We start from the raw sequence: 21,045 nt of genomic DNA, 5'->3' as shown, positions 1-21,045 counted from the left end.
CCGAACGGCGTGAATTGCCCGCTCGTCCTATCTCGAGACTTCGCAACACACGGGCGGAACGATCACCTAGATTCAAAAGGATGCTCCGTCGATCGGGTGCACCGAAAGGACAATCATGACTGCGAGCGAGGAGCGACTGCGGCACTACCTCAGGAAAGTCACGCTGGACCTGCAGGAGTCTCGTCGGCGTCTCGCCGAGTTCGAAGAGCGATCTCACGAGCCGATCGCGATCGTGGCGATGGCATGCCGCTATCCAGGCGGAATTCGGACCCCGGAAGACCTGTGGGAATTGGTCAATTCCGGTGTCGATGCCATCGGCCCCTACCCGAGCGATCGAGGGTGGGACTCGATGCGAGAGGTCATCGCGACGAAGTCCAGCAGCCTGGAGAGTGGCTTCGCCCAGGCAGGCGGCTTTCTGTCCGACATCGCGGGTTTCGATTCACAGTTCTTCGGCATCTCGCCGCGCGAGGCGATGTTGATGGACCCTCAGCAACGCATGCTGCTCGAAGTGACGTGGGAGGCGATCGAGCGTGCCGGCATCGCTGCGACCACACTTCGGGGCACCCCGACCGGTGTGTTCATGGGAGCGACGGGCTTGGACTACCTGGCGTCGATCGTGCAGACGGACAACGAGTACCTGACCAGTGACGTGGCAGAGGCACCAGCGCCGGACGACGACCTATCGCATATTCACGGCGACGACGAAGCAGCGCCGCGCTACATTCCCGACGACGGCGATGCGACGCACATGATGACCGGCAGTATGTCGAGCGTGCTGTCCGGCCGGCTGGCGTATGCATTCGGCTTCGAAGGCCCGGCGATTACTGTCGATACGGCATGCTCTTCATCGCTGGTGGCAATCCATCAAGCCTGCCGATCGTTGCGCAGCGGCGAAACGAATCTTGCTGTCGCAGGCGGCACGATGATCATGTCCACTCCGATGCTGCTCGGGATGACGAGGCTTGCGGCTGCACCCGATGGCCGCTGCAAGGCGTTCGCCGACACCGCGGATGGCACCGGGTGGGGCGAGGGCGTCGGCATCGTGCTGCTCGAGCGCCTGTCCGATGCTCGTCGCAACGGCCATCCGGTCGCTGCCGTGATCCGGGGCAGCGCCATCAATCAGGACGGTGCGTCCAACGGTATGGCGGCGCCGAACGGCCTTGCACAGCAGCAGGTGGTCAGGGCGGCGCTTGCGAGCGCGCAACTCACCGGCGCCGACGTCGATGTCGTCGAAGCGCACGGGACAGGAACATCGGTCGGCGACCCGATCGAAGCGGGCGCGCTGCTTGCGGCCTACGGTGGGAATCGAGACGCGAACCGGCCGCTCTGGCTCGGGTCGATCAAGTCGAACATCGGCCACTCGGGGCCCGCGGCGGGCGTTGCCGGCGTGATCAAGCTTGTTATGGCGATGCGCAACGGGGTCCTACCGCAGACGTTGCATGCCGAGGTCCCGTCGTCGCAGATCGATTGGTCGTCGGGTGCGATGCGATTGCTCACGAAACCTGTTGCGTGGAGCGAGGATCGGGCACGGACCGGTGGTGTCTCGTCGTTCGGTGTCAGCGGAACGAACGCTCACGTTCTCGTGTCGTCGCCGCCTCCCGCCGATGTTTCGGATGTTTCCGAGAGCGCGCGCCGCAGCGTCGGACTTGTCCCGTGGGTGGTGTCGGCGCGAACGAAGTCGGCGCTGGAGGCGCAGGCGACGCGGTTGCAGGATTGGCTGTCGGCAACGAAAGCCGACCCGGTCGACATCGGGTATTCACTGGCATCGCGAGTGCCGTTCAAGCACCGCGCTGTGGTGATCGGAACGACGAGTGACGAGTTGTCGGACGGCTTGGACGCGATCCGCGGTACCGGTGCGAATCCGAATGTGTCGGTGGGGGTTTCCCGAAATCCAGGACCTCCGGTATTCATCTTTCCCGGGCAGGGCGGCCAATGGGTCGGCATGGGTAGGCAACTGCTCGCCGAGTCGGACGTCTTCGCACGTGCGATCGCCGACTGTGAGCAAGCGCTCGAGCCGTGGACCGGCTGGTCGCTCGGTGCGGTGCTGCGCCAAGATGCCGGTGCGCCCGCGTTGGAGACGGTCGACATCGTGCAGCCGACCCTGTTCGCGGTGATGGTTTCGCTCACCGAATTGTGGAAGTCGTACGGGGTGATTCCCGCTGCCGTGGTAGGCCATTCGCAGGGTGAGGTGGCTGCCGCGTGTGTTGCCGGTGCCTTGTCCCTCGAGGATGCGGCGAAGATCGTCGGCATTCGCAGCAAGCTGCTAGCGACCCTGACCAATGGCACTATGGCGTCGGTCCTCGGACTCTCCGGCGAGCAGATCGAGGGTGCCATCGCACACTTCGACGGTACGGTGTCGATCGCTGCCATGAATTCCCCTGAATCTCATACTATTTCGGGTCCTCCCGATCTCCTTTCCGAGGCAGCCGCCGATCTCACCGCGCTCGGCGGGAAGGTTCGTTACGTTCGCGGAGCCACGGGCGCGGGACATTCGAGTGCTATCGACCAGTTCCGCGATCAGGTGCTGGAATCCTTCGCGGGGACGGTGCCGCAGGCGGCGAAGGTGCCGTTCTTCTCGACGGTGGTCGGCGACGAACTCGACACGACCGGGCTCGATGCCGCGTACTGGTTCCGGAACATGCGCAACACCGTGCGGTTCGATTCGGCGATGCGATCCGCGATTCGCGCCGGCTGGCGGACTTTCGTCGAGCCCGGCCCGCATCCCGTGCTGCTGCCGGCCGTCGAACAGATTGCAGGTGATATGTCGATCCGCGTGCTGACCGGTGGCACGTTGCAACGCGAACAGGGCGACCTTGCGCGGTTCTACACCTCCGCCGCCGAACTGTACGTCGAAGGTGTGCAGGTCGATTGGCGCGCATCGTACGCGGGTGGGGACGGAAAGTACCGACCCGATCTGCCGACCTATCCGTTCCAGCATCAAAGGTACTGGCTGCCAGACGAATTCGGAGCAGGCGACCAGCGACCGGATGCGCGCGACAGTGGGTTCTGGCAGCTTGTCGACCGCGGGGACGCCCGTGGGTTGGCGAATCTGCTCGGTAGTACCGACACCGAATCCCTTGCCGTGGTGCTGCCGCAGCTTGCTACGTGGCGTAACCGCTCCACCCGTGCGGCTGCTGTCGACAAGTGTTGCTACCGAACAACGTTCGACCGCGTCGCTCGTCGACCGGTCGCCCCGAAACGAGGTATCTGGTACGTCGCCGTCGCTGCTGGTCAGGACCACGAACGGGTGGCCAGGATTGCGGACGCCGTTGGCGAACATCTCGGCGATGCCCGGATCATCGACCTTGCGCCCGACGCGAAAAGAGCCGATCTCGTTGCGCAGCTGCGTGATACGACAACCGGCGGTCGACCTGCAGGAATCCTGTCGCTGCTCGGAGTCGGTGGCGAAGGCCCGTCGGCCGTCCTTCTCACGCAGGCACTCGACGACCTGAGTATCGAGGCTCCGCTCTGGTGCGCAACGACCTCGGCCGTCTCCGTCGGACCGGATGACGCAGCGCCGGACCCGGAGCACGCGCTCCTGTGGGGTGTCGGTCGGGTCGCCGCAACCGAACTTCCGCAGCGGTGGGGAGGTCTGGTCGATCTACCGGAAGCCTTGACGACGAGTGTGCTCGACTCGTTGTGCGCAGTCATCAGTCAGGGCGACGACGATCAGGTCGCCATCCGTGCCGACGGTGTCTTCGCGCGCAGAATCCACCGCGCTCAGCAGGCGGGTACCAAGGCGCCGCAGGCCTGGCAGCCGACGGGGACCGTGCTCGTCACGGGAACAGGTTCGGCAGCCGTCGACGTTGCCCGTTGGCTCGCCGGCGCTGGTGCCGATCAGGTCGTGCTTGCCGGATCCGATGTCACCGACATTGCCGATGTGCCTGCTGCAGTGACGGTGCGCGAGTGCGATCTCGGCAACGCCGACGCAGTCGCCGGACTTGTCACCGGCATCGACGAGAAGTTCTCGCTCACTGCGGTACTGCATATCGTCGAGCCGGAAGCGTATGTAGCACTGCTGGATTCCGACTCGAACGGGCTGCTCGACACGACCGTCGGCGCGAGAAATCTGGACGACGTCGTGGGCGACCGCGAGCTCGATGCGTTCGTTCTGATGTCGCCGGGGTTCGGCGTGTGGGGTGCCGCGGGTCGGTCGAAAGGCGCTGCAATCAACGCATACTTCACCGCGTTGGCCCAGCGACGCCGGGCACGCGGGCTGGTCGCGACATCGATCGGTTGGGACACCGGGGACGACGTGATCGTCGGCATGAAGCCGATGAACCCTGCCGTCGCCGTCGCGGCCGTACAGCAGCTGGTCACATCGGGCGCCACAGAGGTGCTGATTGCCGACATCGATTGGGAGCAGCCCGAATCCGTACTGACGCGGACGCGGGCGGGTGCGTTTTTCACCGACTTGCCCGAGTACCGGCGGCTGCGCTCACATCATGATCAAGCTGAGAAGGACAACAGCTCGCTACTCGTCGAACTCGCTGCCATGTCGACCGACGAGCGCGAGCGAACACTCGTCGAGTTGATCAGAAACGAGATCGCCAGTGTGCTCAGATACGACTCCGTGGACGACATCGAGCCGACGGGACAGTTTCTGGAGCTCGGTATGGACTCGATCTCCGGGCTGCAGATTCGCAAACGTCTCGCCGCTGCGACCGGTGTCGAGCTACCGATTCGGATGATCCTCGAACACCCGACGCCGGTCGAGCTGGCAGGTCACCTGCTGGAAAAGCTTGCCGAACAAGCCAACTGACGGCACTGGTGTAAACAACGGCAATGGAGGTAGGAGTGCAGGAACGCTACGAGATCGGCGAGGTTCCTCCGATCGGGGAGGTACCGAAATATATGTACGCCTCCGTGATCCGACGCGAGCGCTTCGGCGATCCGAAGCACGCCTTCGCAACCGAAGTTGTCGAGACGCCCGCCGTCGGTCGGGGTCAGGTTCTGGTGTGGGTGATGGCAGCAGGCATCAACTACAACAACGTGTGGGCATCGCTCGGCTATCCGGTCGACGTCATCTCGGCGCGGCAGAAGGCCGGCCAACCCGAAGATTTTCATATCGGCGGGTCCGAGGGTTCGGGCGTCGTGTGGGCTGTCGGTGACGGCGTCACCAGCGTCGCGGTCGGCGACCACGTTGTGCTTGCGGGTGCGCAGTGGGACGAACAGGCCGACGACGTGCGCGCGGGTCTGGACCACCCGATCTCGACCAGCATGCGAGCCTGGGGATACGAGACGACTACGGGTCTTTCGCACAATTCTGTCTGGTGTCCGACTTCCAGTGCCATCCCAAGCCCAAGCGGCTGACGTGGGCCGAGGCGGCCTGCTTTATGGTCACCGGCCCAACCGCCTACCGGCAGCTCTTCGGGTGGCCGGGCAACGTGGTCAAGCCGGGGGAGGTCGTCCTCATCTGGGGTGGCGCAGGCGGACTCGGGTCGATGGCGATCCAGCTGACGCGGATAGCCGGTGCGATCCCGATCGCGGTGGCGTCGACGGACGAACGTGCGAAATTCTGCCTCGAACTCGGCGCCGAGGGTGTGGTCGACCGGACCAAGTTCGATCATTGGGGCAGGCTCCCCGACACGACCGACGAAGCGGGCATGAACCACTTCCACAAGGGCGCGCGGGCGTTCGGGAAGGCGATCTGGGAGATCCTCGGCACCCGGCAACTGCCGAAAGTCGTTCTCGAACACAGTGGTCAGGACACGCTGCCCACCTCGATGTATGTGTGCGACAACGGCGGCATGGTCGTCATCTGCGGCGGATCGACGGGCTACAACGGCGACGTCGACCTTCGGCATCTCTGGATGCGCTCCAAACGCCTACAAGGCTCGCACGCGTCGAACTTCCGCGAGTACCGAGAAGTGATCAAGCTGATCGACGCCGGCCTCCTGCAGCCATGCCTGTCGGCGTGCGGCACCATCGAAGACGTCGGGCTCTATCACCAACTGCTGCACGAGAATCTGCATCCGAGTGGAAACATGGCCGTGCACATCAACGCCACCGAATCCGGATCGACAGAACTTGCCTGAGACATCAGCTCACAATCCGTTGTGGTGTCCGAAGCCGCTTCCGGATGCTGCCGTGCGTTTGGTCTGCTTTCCGCATGCGGGTGGCGGTCCCAGCACGTTTCGCGCCTGGTCGGCGGCGTTGGCACCGACGATCGAGGTCTCCGTTGTGACCTTGGCCGGCCGCGCCAATCGTGCGCGTGAGCCTTTTGCGCCGTCTATGGACGACGCCGTCGCAGCCCTGCTCGATGCGCTCGAAAGTCCCGGCGACAACCGGGTTTTGGCATTGTTCGGGCACAGCCTCGGCGCGATCGTGGCCTACGAAACAGCACACGAGCTGACCGCCCGCGGCAACCGCGAGGTCGCGCACCTCTTCGTGTCGGGGAGTCGGTCACCGAACGACCTGGACGAGGATCGTTTTCGACCTCCGGACGACAACGAGACGCTGATCGCAGAGGTCGAACGCCGTTACGGTGCGATACCGGCAGCGGTACGCAGTGAACCCGAGCTTCTCGCTCGATTTCTCCCCGTACTGCGCGCGGACCTCAAGCTGTTGGCGGAGTACACGTGGAGCGCACGCGAGCCGTCGCACATCCCGGTGACAGCGTTCGCAGGCACACACGACAAAGCCGGACCACCACAGGCGGCTTCACATTGGCAGACGACCACGCGTGGTGGGTTTGCTGAGCTGCAGCTTCCCGGTGATCACTTCTTCGTACACAGCGCACTGCCGCGTGTTGCCGGACAGATACGCCGGACTCTCGGCGTCGGCTGACGGCGGCACAGGCACGGACTCGGACACACTGCAGCGACGAGGATTTGGAGGTGAGCTCGATGGGTGAGATCTTCGACAAGATTGCGATCGTCGGCATCGCCTGCCGCTTCCCGGGTGCGCACGGCCCGAACGCGTTGTTTTCGCTGTTGCGAGACGGTGTCGAGGCCGTCGGCCCCGTTCCGCCCGATCGTCCATCCGGTCTGCCCGGTGGTGGATTCGTCGACGGCGCAGACCTTTTCGATCCTGCGTTTTTCGGTATCTCGCCGAAAGAGGCGACAGCGATGGACCCGCAGCAGCGCCTGGCGCTGGAATTGGGTTGGGAGGCTTTGGAAGACGCGCGGATCACGCCGGCCTCGGCGCCCGACCGCACCGGTGTCTTCGTCGGCGTGATGGGCGGCGACTACGCCGATCTGGTTGCCAGACAGGGATCGGACGCCGTCACCAGACACACCTTCGCCGGCCTCGGGAGGTCGGTGATCGCGAACCGGATATCGCAGACGTTCGGTTTCAGCGCGCCGAGCCTTGCCGTCGACAGCGGGCAGTCGTCGTCGCTGACAGCGGTCCACCTCGCCTGTCAGAGCCTCGCGAGCGGGGAATCGCAGCTGGCATTGGTCGGCGGCGTCAATCTCATTCTTTCGGAGTTCAGCAATTCGATGGCGGCCGAATTCGGTGCCTTGTCGCCCGACGGCCGGTGTTACGCCTTCGATTCCCGCGCGAACGGGCATGTGCGCGGCGAAGGCGGCGCGGTCGTGGTCCTCGAGCGGCTCGACGACGCAATTGCCAACGGACGCAGAATCTATGCTGTCGTGCGCGGTACCGCAGTCAACACCGGCAGCGGGGAGTCAGGTCTCACGGCGCCGAGCAGCGACAGTCAAGCCGACGTCATCCGTCGCGCGTTGACCCGATCCGGACTCGCTCCTGACGACATCGACTATGTCGAATTGCACGGCACCGGTACAGCTGTCGGTGATCCGGTGGAGGCCGCGGCGCTCGGCGCCGTGTACGGCGGGCATGACCCTAGGCTCGGCGTCGGATCGATAAAGACGAACATCGGCCACCTCGAAGGTGCCGCAGGCATCGCAGGCCTTGTGAAGACCGCGATCTGCCTCGATCGCGGGCTGTTGGTGCCGAGCCTCAACTTCGTTACAGCCAACCCGCGAATTCCTTTGGCGGATCTCGGTCTTCGGGTCGTCGATCGAACCGAACCCTGGTCGGGCAGGGCCGGAATGCGCCGTGCCGGGGTGTCGTCGTTCGGCATGGGCGGCTCGAACGTGCATGTGATCGTGGAGCAGGCGCCTCTCGTCGTTGCACCGGCACGGCAAGCGTCGGCGCCGAACGGAGGGGTGCTGCCCTTCGTTCTTTCGGCCGTCGGTGTCGAAGGCAGGGCTGGTCAGGCTGCCAGGCTGCATTCCTGGCTCGATGCGAATCCTGCTGTAGAGCTTGCAGATATCGGCTTCTCGTTGGCGACGACTCGTGATGCGCTGCCCGACCGGGCTGTCGTTCTCGCCGACGATCGTGCGTCGTTGCTCGCGGGACTGGACGCTGTCGCGGCGAACGAGCCGGGTCCGGTGTACGGCCGAGCAGGGACCGGCAGAACCGTATTCGTGTTCCCCGGGCAAGGCGGCCAGTGGGTCGGTATGGGTGCCGAACTATGGGAATCGTTGCCGGCGTTCTGCAGGTCGATGGACGAATGCGCCGCTGCGCTCGAAGCGATCGACGGGGTTGACTGGTCGCTCCGCGAAGCACTTACGGACGAGGCACTGCTGGCGCGGGTAGATGTGGTGCAGCCCGCGCTGTGGGCGGTGATGGTGTCGCTCGCGGCCGTATGGCGATCGTTCGGTGTGACGCCCGATGCGGTGGTCGGACATTCGCAGGGCGAGATTGCCGCCGCGACAGTTGCGGGAGCGCTCACCGTTGCCGATGCGGCACGTATCGTCGTGCTTCGGTCGCGCGCGGTGGCAGAGGTCCTGGCTGGGCACGGTGCGATGGCCGCTATCGCTATGGGGGAGAACGACATCGCGTCACGTCTCCGTACGGGTGTCGTCGTTGCTGCGGTGAATGCGCCAGGCTCCGTGGTGATCTCGGGAACGCCCGCGGACGTGCAGGCCATGGTGGACGAATGCGAGCAAGGTGGAATCTGGGCGCGGCGGATACCGGTCGACTATGCATCGCACTCGCCCCAGGTAGACGACCTGCGAACCCGGTTGGAAGGCGACCTGGCAGGAATCGTTGGGCAGCAGAGCCGAATCGAGATGGTCTCGACGGTGACCGGGGCGCCCATCGATACGGGCAGATTGGACAGCGCCTACTGGTATCGCGGTCTGCGCGAGCCGGTCAGGTTTGCCGATGCTGTTGCGGGCCTGGTGGCCACGGGCGCAGGGGCATTTGTGGAGGTTTCGCCGAATCCTGGCTTGGTCGTGGCGTTGCAGCAGCTCGCCGAGGGTTCTGCTGTGGCCGTGCTGGATACGCTGCGCCGCGACGACGGCAGCGTCGACCGGATCACCACCGCGCTGGCCACCGCACACGCGCACGGGCTGTCGATCGACTGGTCGCTTTGGTGGCGTCCCCACGACCCGAGAGCGATCGACCTGCCGACCTACGCATTTCAACGGTCACGCTATTGGCTGAACACGCCCCTTCGCATCGCGGCATCGGCAGGTGTTCGTTCGGCCGACAGTGCAACGCCGGAGTTGCGGAACACTGTGGTGCGCAAGCGCTCCGATGTCGATGTTGCGGCCGTTGTAGCCGAGCAGGCCGCCGCAGTGCTCGGGTATACGGACACGGACGAGCTGGATATGCGCCGCTCGTTCAGGGATCTCGGTCTCGACTCGGCCGGCGGGATGGAGTTCCGGAGCAGGCTCGCACATGCAACAGGTCTCACGTTGCCGGCGACGCTGGTGTTCGACCATCCAACGCTCGCCGCCGTCACGACCTTCGTGCAGGAGTTGGCAGACGGCGTTGTGCCGCGTCAGGCTTCCATTCGCGCTGCGACGTATGCCGACGAGCCCGTTGCGATCGTTGGTGTCGGCTGTCGATTCCCGGGTGGTGTCGCGTCACGAGAAGCTTTGTGGGAATTGGTGTTCGGGGAAGTCGATGCCGTTTCCGGATGGCCGACCGACCGGGGTTGGGACCTCGGGCGGTTGCTGGATACGGACCGTGACAAGCAGGGGACTGTGTATTCGGCCGGTGGAGGCTTTCTCGACGACGTCGCCGGGTTCGATGCGGGGTTCTTCGGAATCGGACCGGGTGAGGCCGCGGCGATGGATCCCCAGCAGCGGCTGCTGCTCGAGGTTGCATGGGACGCGATGCAGGACGCAGGTGTCGACCCGGAATCGTTGCGGGGCAGTGATATCGGAGCCTTCGTCGGCGCCAGCGATTCCGACTATCAAGGCAACAACTCGGCGGCGGAGGGACTGCGATTGACCGGACGTCATTCGAGTGTGATCTCCGGCCGGTTGGCTTACGTGTTCGGGTTCGAGGGGCCCGCGATGACGGTGGATACGGCGTGTTCGTCGTCTCTGGTGGCGTTGCACTTGGCGTGTCAGGCAATTCGGTCGGGGGAGTGCTCGACGGCGTTGGCCGGTGGGGTCTCTGTCTTGGCGTCGCCTTTCCTTTTCGTCGAGTTCGCCCGTCAGCAGGGGTTGGCGCCGGATGGGCGGTGCAAGTCCTTCAGCGCCGAGGCGGACGGTGTCGCCTGGGCCGAGGGTGCGGGTTTGGTTGTGTTGGAGCGGTTGTCGGATGCGGTGGCGCGGGGGCATCGGGTGTTGGGTGTGGTGCGGGGTTCTGCGGTGAATCAGGATGGTGCGAGCAATGGGTTGACGGCGCCGAATGGTCCGTCGCAGGAGCGGGTGGTGCGGTCGGCGTTGGCTAGTGCTGGGTTGGTGTCGGCTGATGTGGATGTGGTGGAGGCGCATGGGACGGGGACTCGGTTGGGGGATCCGATCGAGGCTGGTGCGTTGTTGGCGACGTATGGGCAGGATCGGGATTCTCCGGTGTGGTTGGGGTCGGTGAAGTCGAATATCGGTCATACGGTGGGTGCGGCGGGTATTGCGGGTGTGATCAAGATGGTGCAGGCGATGCGGTGTGGGGTGATGCCGCGGTCGTTGCATGTGGATGTGGTGTCGCCGCAGGTGGATTGGTCGGTTGGTGCGGTGCGGGTGTTGACCGAATCGCGGGAGTGGCCGTCTGAGGGTGGTCGGCCGCGGCGGGCGGGGGTGTCGTCGTTCGGGATCAGTGGGACGAATGCGCATGTGATCGTGGAGGAAGCGCCGGCACAGGCGGAGAGCGCTGCGACGTGGTCGTTGCCGGTGGTGCCGTGGGTGGTGTCGGCGCGGTCCGAACGTGCGTTGCACGCGGCCCTTCAGGGTTTGCGTGACGTCGATGGTCACCGCGCGGTGGATGTGGGTTTCGAGTTGGCGACGGCGCGTGCGCATTTGGAGTGGCGGGCGGCGGTGCTGGATTCGTCGGAGCTGGCGTCGGTCACTGCGGTTCGGATGGTGGCGGGCAAGACGGTGTTCGTGTTTTCGGGGCAGGGTGCGCAGTCGACGGGGATGGGCAAAGAACTGTTCGACGCGTTCCCGGTGTTCGCAGATGCGGTGCGCGAGGTGTGTGATCCGGGGTGGTTGTTCGACAGCGCAACGGATCTGAATCGCACGGACAACACGCAGCTGGCCTTGTTTGCGGTCGAGGTCGGGTTGTTCCGACTTCTCGAGTCGTGGGGTGTGATTCCGGATGTGGTGGTGGGGCATTCGATCGGGGAGGTCGCGGCGGCGCATGTGGCGGGGGTGTTGGATCTGGCGGATGCGGTCACGTTGGTGACGGCGCGGGGTGCGTTGATGGCGGCGTTGCCGGTGGGTGGGGCGATGCTGGCGGTGGAAATGGGCGAGGACGAGGTGGGTGCGCTTCCTGCCGGGGTGTCGATTGCGGGGATCAACAGTCGTTCGTCGGTGACGGTGTCGGGGCCGGTGGCGGGGATCGAGGAACTGGAAGCGCGGTGGTCGGATCGGCGCACGAAACGGCTCACTGTGAGTCATGCGTTCCATTCGGAGTTGATGGATCCGATGTTGGCGGAGTTCGCGGCGGTGGCACAGGCACTGACATGGCATCTGCCTCGTATTGCGTTGGTGTCGACTGTGACCGGGCAGTTGGAAACGGAGTTGTTCGCCGATCCGGGGTATTGGGTGCGGCAGGTGCGGGAGCCGGTCCGCTTCGCTGATGGGATCAGGGCGGCGAAGTCCGCGGGTGGGTCGCGGTTCGTTGAGGTGGGTCCGGATGCGCAGTTGTCGGCGCTGATCGACGCCGATGCTGTGGTTGCGGTGCAGCGGCGGGGTCGTTCGCAGGTGGGGACGGTGGTGCGGGCGGTGGCGGATGCGCATTGTTATGGCGTGCATGTGGATTGGGCCAGGTTCTTTGCTGGGCGGGGTGCGCAGCGGGTGGATCTGCCGGGTTATCCCTTCCAGCACCAACGCTTTTGGCTCGACGCAGCTCCGACCGCTGTCGACAGTCCTCTCGGCCACCCAGTCCTCGATCAGGCTGTATCGCTTGCCAGAGAGGGCGAATGGCTGTTCACCGGCCGCGTCGCTCTGGCAACACATCCTTGGATCGGCGACCACCTCTCCTTCGGCGCACCCGTACTGCCCGGCACCGCAACCATCGAGCTCCTTTCGCGCGCGGCAATCGAGATAGGTTGCGGCGCTGTCGAAGAGCTGACCCATCAGGCGCCGATCGTGCCGCCGGACGCCGTTGCGGTCGAGTTGCAACTGCTTGTCGAGGGAGCCGACGACACCGGGCGGCGGGCATTCACCGTCGCATTCCGATTCGGTGAGGACGACGAGTGGACGCAGTCCGGAAGCGGCACGTACACAGGCGATCCGGGCGCGGCCGCCGCGGATGACCTACTCCAGCAATTCGACGCGGACGCATCGTGGCCACCGGCCGATGCCGACATCGTGGCCGCGGAGTCGATACTCGATCGGATCACCGAGGCGTCAGGACTTGTCTACGGCCCAGCGTTTCTCGGCATCGACGGGGTCTGGCGTCGTAAAGGTGAGATCTTCTCCGAGGTCACGCTCGATGCTGAATTTGCAGGAGACGCAGACGCTTACACGCTCCATCCCGCCTTGTTCGATCTTGCGTTGCACGCAGGCTTCGCGCAGTACGCGCTCGCCGAGGACCTGCCGCCCGGAAAGGGCAGGTTGCTGTTCAGTTGGGCAGGCGTCCGCAGCTACAACCGTGGCGCCACGCGACTGCGGGTGCGCTCGACCCCGTCCGGTGCCGACGGATTCTCGATCGCGGCAGTCGACGAGACCGGTCGACCAGTGCTGTCGATCGACAGAATTATCTTCCGCACGTTCGAGATACACAGCAGCGAGCGGTCGAAGCAATCTGGAACAGTCGGCTCGCTCTTCGAGTTGGGTTGGGTGCCTGTCGATCTGAGGGATGGCGATGCGCAGCCGTTCGAGCGGTTCGATGGTGGCGTGGGTGTGGCGGGTGTGTTGGAGCATGTGCAGCGGGTGTTGTCGGGGGAGTCGGATTCTCGGTTGGTGGTGACTACATCGGGTTTCGAGTTCGATCCGGTGGCGGCGGGTGTGTGGGGTTTGGTGCGGTCGGCGCAGGCGGAGCATCCGGGTCGGTTTGTGTTGGTCGATGCCGATGATTCCGACGATGTGGATCTTGATGCCGTTGTGGCATCGGGGTATTCGCAGGTGCGGATCCGTTCCGGTGTCGTCGAGGTCCCACGTTTGGTCCGTGCCGCGGTGGAGGCGCCGGCACCGATCGAGTGGGCGGCCGGAACTGTGCTGATCACGGGCGGCACCGGTGGTGTGGGAGCGGTCGTCGCGCGGCATCTCGCAGCGACACGCGGTGTGCGTCGACTGGTGTTGATAAGTCGTCGCGGTGGGGACGCCCCAGGTGCGGCCGAGTTGGTCGCGGAGCTCTCCGAGTTGGGTTGTGCCGCCACGGTATCGGCGTGTGATGTGACGGATCGGGTGGCGGTAGCCGCGGTGTTGGCAGAGGTTCCGGAACGACTGACTGCGGTGATTCATGCTGCGGGTGTACTGGAGGACGCGACGGTCGGGTCGTCTACGCCTGCGCAGTTGGACCGGGTGTGGGCGCCAAAGGTTGTGGGTGCGGTGGTGTTGGACGAGTTGACGCGGGATCTGAATCTGTCGGCGTTTGTGCTGTTTTCGTCGATTGCAGGGGTGTTGGGTACTGCGGGGCAGGGTGGGTACGCGGCCGCGAATGCTGCGTTGGACGCGGTCGCGCGGAGTCGTCGTCGGGCCGGGTTTGTGGCGACGTCGTTGGCATGGGGACCGTGGGCGGCGGAGTCCGGAATGGCAGGCAAGTTGGCTGCGACCGACCTTGCGCGGTGGGTGCGCACAGGAATTGTTCCGTTGGATACGGACTCTGCACTTGCCCTGTTCGACAACGCGATCGGCGTCGACGAGGTTGTGGTGGTACCCGCGCGAATCGATGAACACAAACCTCGAGTCGGTGCTGTGCACGAACTGCTCGGTGGACTGCTGCCGCAGGTATCGCGGCGACACACCGGATTCGGTGCCCGCCTCGACGGACTCGACGAGAGCGAACGCAACACTGCTGTACTGGATCTTGTCCTCGAGCATGTCGGCGTGGTCACGAACAGGCCTGGCGGCGTCGATCCAACGAGCACTTTCACCGATCTCGGCTTGGATTCACTTGGTGCGGTCGAACTACGTAATCGCATTGCGTCTGCCACTGGTGCACGGCTGTCATCCACCCTCGTATTCGACTACCCGACGCCCGAAGCTATGGCGCGTTACCTGTTGGGGAGCAGAGGAAATGGTGCCGCCACTAGTGCGCCGACCACGAAGCGGACAGCGAGCAAAGCCGATGAGCCGATAGCAATCGTCGGTATCGGTTGTCGTTTTCCGGGTGGTGTCAATTCGCGGAACGACCTGTGGGACCTCGTATTCGCGGGTACGGATGCAGTGTCCGGCTTTCCCGACGACCGGGGCTGGGACCTGGATCGCCTGTACGACTCCGACCCGGAGATGCCCGGCACCGTCTATGTCCGCGAGGGCGGCTTCCTCGATGACGCCGCCGGGTTCGATGCGGGGTTCTTCGGGATCGGGGCGGGCGAGGCCGCGGCGATGGATCCGCAGCAGCGTGTGCTGCTCGAGGTTGCCTGGGACGCTTTGCAGGATGCCGGTCTAGATCCGAAATCGTTGCGCGGCAGCGATGTCGGTGTCTTCGCAGGCGCAAGTAGTTCGGATTACAACACCCACGTGACCGGCGAGCTGGAGGGCTTTCGGCTGACGGGCACGACGTTGAGTGTGCTGTCGGGCCGGGTTGCCTATGTGTTCGGCTTCGAGGGCCCCGCGATGACGGTGGATACGGCCTGTTCGTCGTCGCTCGTCGCTCTGCACCTCGCCTCTCAGTCCTTACGCGCCGGCGACTGTTCCATCGCACTCGCCGGTGGTGTGTCGGTGTGGGGTTCGCCGTATTTGTTCGTTGATTTTGCGAGGCAGCGTGGGTTGTCGCCGGATGGTCGGTGTAAGTCGTTCGGTGCTGCTGCGGATGGGGTGGGGTTTTCCGAGGGTGCGGGTTTGGTTGTGTTGGAGCGGTTGTCGGATGCGGTGGCGCGGGGGCATCGGGTGTTGGGTGTGGTGCGGGGTTCTGCGGTGAATCAGGATGGTGCGAGCAATGGGTTGACGGCGCCGAATGGTCCGTCGCAGGAGCGGGTGGTGCGGTCGGCGTTGGCGTCGGCGGGTTTGGTGTCGGCGGATGTGGATGTGGTGGAGGCGCATGGGACGGGGACTCGGTTGGGGGATCCGATCGAGGCTGGTGCGTTGTTGGCGACCTACGGCCAAGACCGAGATGGGGCTGGTCCGGTGTGGTTGGGGTCGGTGAAGTCGAATATCGGTCATACGGTGGGTGCGGCGGGTATTGCGGGTGTGATCAAGATGGTGCAGGCGATGCGGTGTGGGGTGATGCCGCGGTCGTTGCATGTGGATGTGGTGTCGCCGCAGGTGGATTGGTCTGCGGGTGCGGTGCGGGTGTTGACGCAGGCGCGGGAGTGGCCGTCTGAGGGTGGTCGGCCGCGGCGGGCGGGGGTGTCGTCGTTCGGGATCAGTGGGACGAATGCGCATGTGATCGTGGAGGAAGCGTCGGCACAGGTGGAGAGCGCTGCGACGTGGTCGTTGCCGGTGGTGCCGTGGGTGGTGTCGGCGCGGTCCGAACGTGCGTTGCACGCGGCCCTTCAGGGTTTGCGTGACGTCGATGGTCACCGCGCGGTGGATGTGGGTTTCGAGTTGGCGACGGCGCGTGCGCATTTGGAGTGGCGGGCGGCGGTGCTGGATTCGTCGGAGCTGGCGTCGGTCACTGCGGTTCGGATGGTGGCGGGCAAGACGGTGTTCGTGTTTTCGGGGCAGGGTGCGCAGTCGAGGGGGATGGGTCGGGAGTTGTTCGAACAGTTCCCCGTCTTCGCGGAAGCAATCACACAGGTGTGTGATCCGGGGTGGTTGTTCGACAGCGCAACGGATCTGGATCGCACGGACAACACGCAGCTCGCCTTGTTTGCGGTCGAGGTCGGGTTGTTCCGACTTCTCGAGTCGTGGGGTGTGATTCCGGATGTGGTGGTGGGGCATTCGATCGGGGAGGTCGCGGCGGCGCATGTGGCGGGGGTGTTGTCGCTGGCGGATGCGGTGCGGTTGGTGACGGCGCGGGGTGCGTTGATGGCGGCGTTGCCGGTGGGTGGGGCGATGCTGGCGGTGGAAATGGGCGAGGACGAGGTGGGTGCGCTTCCTGCCGGGGTGTCGATTGCGGGGATCAACAGTCGTTCGTCGGTGACGGTGTCGGGTCCGGTGGCGGGGATCGAGGAACTGGAACGACGCTGGTCGGGTCGGCGCACGAAACGACTGGCGGTGAGTCATGCGTTTCATTCGGCACTGATGGATCCGATGGTGGCGGAGTTCGCGGCGGTGGCGCAGAATCTGACCTGGAACTTGCCTCGTGTTGCGTTGGTGTCGACTGTGACCGGTCGGGTGGAGACGGAGTTGTTCGCTGATCCGGGGTATTGGGTGCGGCAGGTGCGGGAGCCGGTCCGCTTCGCTGACGGGATCAGGGCCGCGCAGGCGGTGGGTGGTTCGCGGTTCGTTGAGGTGGGTCCGGATGCGGTGCTATCGGGTGTGATCGATGCCGATGCGGTGGTTGCGACGCAGCGTCGAGGCAGGTCGCAGGTGCAGACGCTGGTGCGGGCGGTGACAACAGCGCATTGCCATGGCGTGCATGTGGACTGGGCCAGGTTCTTTGCTGGACAGGGTGCGCAGCGAGTGGATCTGCCGGGCTATCCCTTCCAGCACCAACGCTTTTGGCTCGCCGCTCCGCAGGCCGAGAGCACACTCGATCATCCGATCCTGGACAGCGACGTCTCGGTGGCGGGACGAGGCGAGCGAATCTTCGGCGGTCGCCTGTCCGTCGACACCCATCCGTGGATCGCCGACCATGTGTTGCTCGGTGTGATCGTCGTGCCGGGAACAGCGTTTGTCGAGATGGTTATGCGCGCCGGTGAGCAAATCGGGTGCGATTACGTCGACGAACTCACACTCGAAGTCCCGCTCACGTTCGACGCTGCAGAGGTTGTGCGGATCCAGGTGACAGTCGCTGCCGCCGACGACGTCGGTGCACGCTCGGTTGCGGTCTATTCACGTCCCGATGCGGCTGATGCGGCCGAAGCGGAATGGACACGTCACGCTTCCGGAACCATTGCGCCGACCGCAGACGCGGGACTGGAGACGTTTGCCGACCTCACCGGCGGGGTCTGGCCGCCGGTCGGAGCCGAGCCTGTGGGTGTCGACGAGATCTACGCCCAATTATCCTCGGCCGGTTTCGATTACGGCCCGACCTTCCGTGACATCAGGGCAGCATGGCGCGTCGATGATGCCCTGTATGTGGAGGCCTCGCTCGACGACGATCAACTCGGCGCGGCATACGGATTGCACCCGGGACTCTTCGATGCGGCCGTCCACGGTGGTGCGATGGTGTCGCTCGACGGCACTGGCAGTGGGCGAATGCTGTTCAGCTGGAACGGTGTCCGCCGATTCAAGACCGGTGTCACGGCGCTACGTGTGCGTGTCGGTGTCGGCGGCGACTCGGCATGGACGATCGCAGCGGTGGACTCCTTCGGCGCTCCCGTCGTCGCGATCGACAAGTTGGTATACCGTCCGGTCGAGCTGGCACAGCTGACCGACCACCACTGGATTCGCAACGACGGACTTTATGAATTGAACTGGGTGCCAGTGCAGTTGGACGACCAGACCACCCAAGAACCCCATACGCAGACACTGCGCATCGACGGTGCCGGCGACCTTGCGTCGGTGCTGGCGGAACTGCAGAAATTCCTCGCCGAAGCCTCCGACGATTCACGCATGGTCGTGTTGACGACCGAATCGATTGCGGGTGTGTGGGGTTTGGTCCGCTCGGCGCAATCGGAGCATCCGGGCCGGTTCGTGCTTGTGGATACCGACGATCCGGACGGCACCGACTTTGCTGCGATCTTGGCGTCGCCACATTCGCAGGTGCGTTGCCGTGCAGGCGTTGTCGAGGTACCCCGATTGGTCCGCCTCGCGGTCGAAACGCGCGCGCCGATGGGATGGGCTGGGACCGTGTTGATCACCGGCGGCACCGGTGGGTTGGGTGGGGCGTTGGCGCGGCACCTCGTCGTGACGCACGGAGTACGGCGCTTGGTATTGGTGAGCCGTCGTGGTCGAGCAGCGCAGGGGTCGAACGAGCTGATCGCGGAACTCACCGAGTTGGGTTGTGCAGTAACGGTATCGGCGTGCGATGTCACCGATCGAACCGCGCTGCAATCGGTCGTGGCGGCGATACCGACCGAACAACCACTTTCTGTGGTGATCCACGCGGCCGGGGTCCTCGACGACGCCACGATCGAGTCGATGACACCTACGCAACTGGATCGGGTGTGGGCACCGAAGGTAGACGGTGCGCTGGCGCTGGATGAGTTGACACGAAGTCTGAATCTGTCGGCCTTTGTTGTGTTCTCGTCGATTGCGGGGCTGCTTGGTACTGCGGGACAAGGCAATTACGCTGCGGCGAACGCCGCACTCGATGCACTGGCACGCGATCGACGAGCTGCCGGTTATCCGGCGACGTCGTTGGCTTGGGGGCCCTGGAGCATCGATGGGACGACCGACGGCGGAATGTCCGCGAAACTCACCGCGACCGACCTCGCCCGTTGGCAACGGCTCGGTCTCGTCCCGCTCACGCGCGACGCGGGCCTCGAACTGTTCGATGCCGCGCTGTCGACAGACAAGGCCGTGCTGGCAGCGCTGCGGACCGACCCGCAGGCACGTCGCGCCGGGCAAGAACACGAACTGCTCGGCGGCCTGGCACCACGATCCGCCCCACACCATTCCGGAGTCTCGGCGCAGTTGGCAGCCATGGCCGGCGCGGACCGTGCGAAGGCAGTCCTGGACCTGGTGCGCGAACATGTTGCGGTGGTTGCGAACACCCAAATTGTCGATCCGGCAACGACGTTCGCCGACCTGGGCCTCGATTCGCTTGCCGCGGTCGAATTGCGTAACCGGCTGGCACGCGCGACCGGTTTCAGACTGCCGTCGACCCTCGTCTTCGACTACCCGACGCCGCGTGCGGTCGCGGATTTCGTGACGTCGGCACTGGGTACCCGGTCGGCTCCGTCGTCGCTCGAACGGATCAGCGGTGCGCTGCGCCAGATAGAAACTCTGCTGACATCGCTGACCGACGAGGACGATCGAGAGTCGGCACGCGCGACGTTGAGTCGCTTCGAGGCAGAGATGCGGGCGCAGCTCGGATCGAAACAAAAAGAGGCGACGGCGCTCGACTCGGTGACAGACGACGAACTGTTCGACCTGGTGGACGAGGAATTCGGATCGTTCTGATCAGCCGACGTCGGCCCGGGCGTCGACCGTGTCCGCTTGAGTGCATTCTGGAATCCGCCACGCGTCGAGGCTGCGACCACCGGAGCGTCGAAGAGCCGAGAACACGCGCCGATCCAGCAGGGTCCGCGCGGACGCGCTTCGGGCAATGACCGGCCAGAATCGTTGCGCGACATAGGGATCTGCCGCAACGGTCGCGAGCAACTTTCGCACAGGTGGCGGTGGTGCGGCCTGGCGGCTGTTCCGGTTGAACATCGCCTGCTGCGGCAGCAACTGCCTGCGATGCTTGCGCTGGTAACGCTTCAAGCCGGCATCGATCGCCTGTGGATCGCCCTCGGCCAGGGCGTCGGAGATGGCGTCGGCGAGCCACTCGGCACCTTCGAGCGCCCAACCGCACCCGACACCGCGCAGCGGATCGGCCGCAAGCGCCGCATCACCGACGAGCGCTAAACCTGGGCGAACAACCCGGAACCGCGTCATATTCGGTCGGTCTTTCGTTCCGACGATGTCGGAAACACGATGTGCCTGAGACAGATCCGGTGCATCGGGAAGCTCGGCGAAGCGTCGCCGAAGGTAGTCTTCGCCGCCTTCGAGCAGTTCCGGTACCCGTGACTTGTCGATCAACATCGAGACGAGGGTGACGCCGTCGTCCGAGCCGATCAGGCCGAGCGCATCGGGTGGCATCAACCAAACCCGGAAGTTGCCTTCGGGAATCGGCACGTTGCGGAAGTACGCGAAATAACTGGCGCGGCGGTTCGGTGACAGCTTCGCAGGTAGCGCTGCGGCGTCGGCGATTCGCGAGTTGGCGCCGTCGGCGCCGACAACCAGCCGTGCGCGCAACGTGTGCTCGGCGCCGTCGATGCGTGTCACCACACCGTCGATTCGGCCGTTGCCGTCGCGGTGGAGATCGCGCACCTTCGCGCCGAGCAACATGTCGACGCCAGGCGTCGCGGTGGCCATCTCACGAATCACGGGGTCGAGCACCGACCGCCGAAGGATGTAGCCGTGGCGGTCCATTTCGCCTGCGTCGCGTTCGTGCGCCCAGCCGACGGGCGTCCAGAACGAGGCGTGCATCTTGACTCCGCCGGCTGCCTCGATTGCGGTGTCGAGCTCGAGGCGCTGCAACGTCGGCAGCGCCGTCGGTTGGATCAGGTGGGTACACACACGCTTGTAGAAGTCGGGATCGCGATGCGCTTCCAGCACGCCGACGCGAAAACCTTTGCGACCGAGATTGATTGCCGTTGCGCAGCCCGCCAGGCTGCCACCGGCGACCAGCACGTCGTACTCGTCGTTCACGATGGAGTCCTCTCGGTCCGATTCGCCGCGTCCTGGCGGGCCTATT

6 protein-coding genes are annotated in these 21,045 nt (G+C 64.9%); 5 read left to right on the top strand and 1 reads right to left on the bottom strand.

Annotated features, from left to right (window positions below):
• The first annotated feature begins 115 nt into the window (after positions 1-115).
• Genes JGU71_RS05705 through JGU71_RS05685 form a run of 5 tightly spaced genes read left to right on the top strand, consistent with a single transcriptional unit; the run spans position 116 to position 19,706 of the window.
• Complete coding sequence (locus JGU71_RS05705; protein ID WP_199703069.1) at positions 116-4,762, top strand: type I polyketide synthase; 4,647 nt, start codon at positions 116-118, stop codon at positions 4,760-4,762.
• A 23-nt stretch (positions 4,763-4,785) separates the two neighbouring features.
• A complete protein-coding gene (locus JGU71_RS05700) occupies positions 4,786-5,313 on the top strand; it encodes an alcohol dehydrogenase catalytic domain-containing protein (RefSeq protein ID WP_199703068.1) in 528 nt (175 codons plus the stop codon).
• Positions 5,274-6,038, top strand: a complete 765-nt coding sequence (locus JGU71_RS05695) for a zinc-binding dehydrogenase (RefSeq protein ID WP_199703067.1) — start codon at positions 5,274-5,276, stop codon at positions 6,036-6,038. Before JGU71_RS05700 ends, JGU71_RS05695 begins: the two co-directional genes overlap by 40 nt.
• Positions 6,031-6,789 carry a thioesterase II family protein gene (locus JGU71_RS05690; RefSeq protein WP_199703066.1) on the top strand — a complete coding sequence of 253 codons (759 nt, stop codon included), beginning with the start codon at positions 6,031-6,033 and terminating at the stop codon, positions 6,787-6,789. The genes JGU71_RS05695 and JGU71_RS05690 overlap by 8 nt, the downstream gene beginning before the upstream one ends.
• 59 nt (positions 6,790-6,848) lie before the next feature.
• Positions 6,849-19,706, top strand: coding sequence for a type I polyketide synthase (locus JGU71_RS05685; RefSeq protein WP_199703065.1), 12,858 nt, complete (start codon positions 6,849-6,851; stop codon positions 19,704-19,706).
• Here JGU71_RS05685 and JGU71_RS05680 read toward each other — a convergent pair whose 3' ends face one another.
• Positions 19,707-20,999, bottom strand: coding sequence for an NAD(P)/FAD-dependent oxidoreductase (locus tag JGU71_RS05680; RefSeq protein ID WP_199703064.1), 1,293 nt, complete (start codon positions 20,997-20,999; stop codon positions 19,707-19,709).
• Between the last annotated feature and the right edge of the window lie 46 nt (positions 21,000-21,045).

Origin of the sequence: Antrihabitans stalagmiti (assembly GCF_016482825.1) — a bacterium.
Taxonomy (GTDB): domain Bacteria; phylum Actinomycetota; class Actinomycetes; order Mycobacteriales; family Mycobacteriaceae; genus Antrihabitans; species Antrihabitans stalagmiti.
The sequence above is the reverse complement of the archived record's forward strand: the minus strand, read 5'-3'. Positions and strand labels throughout refer to the sequence as shown.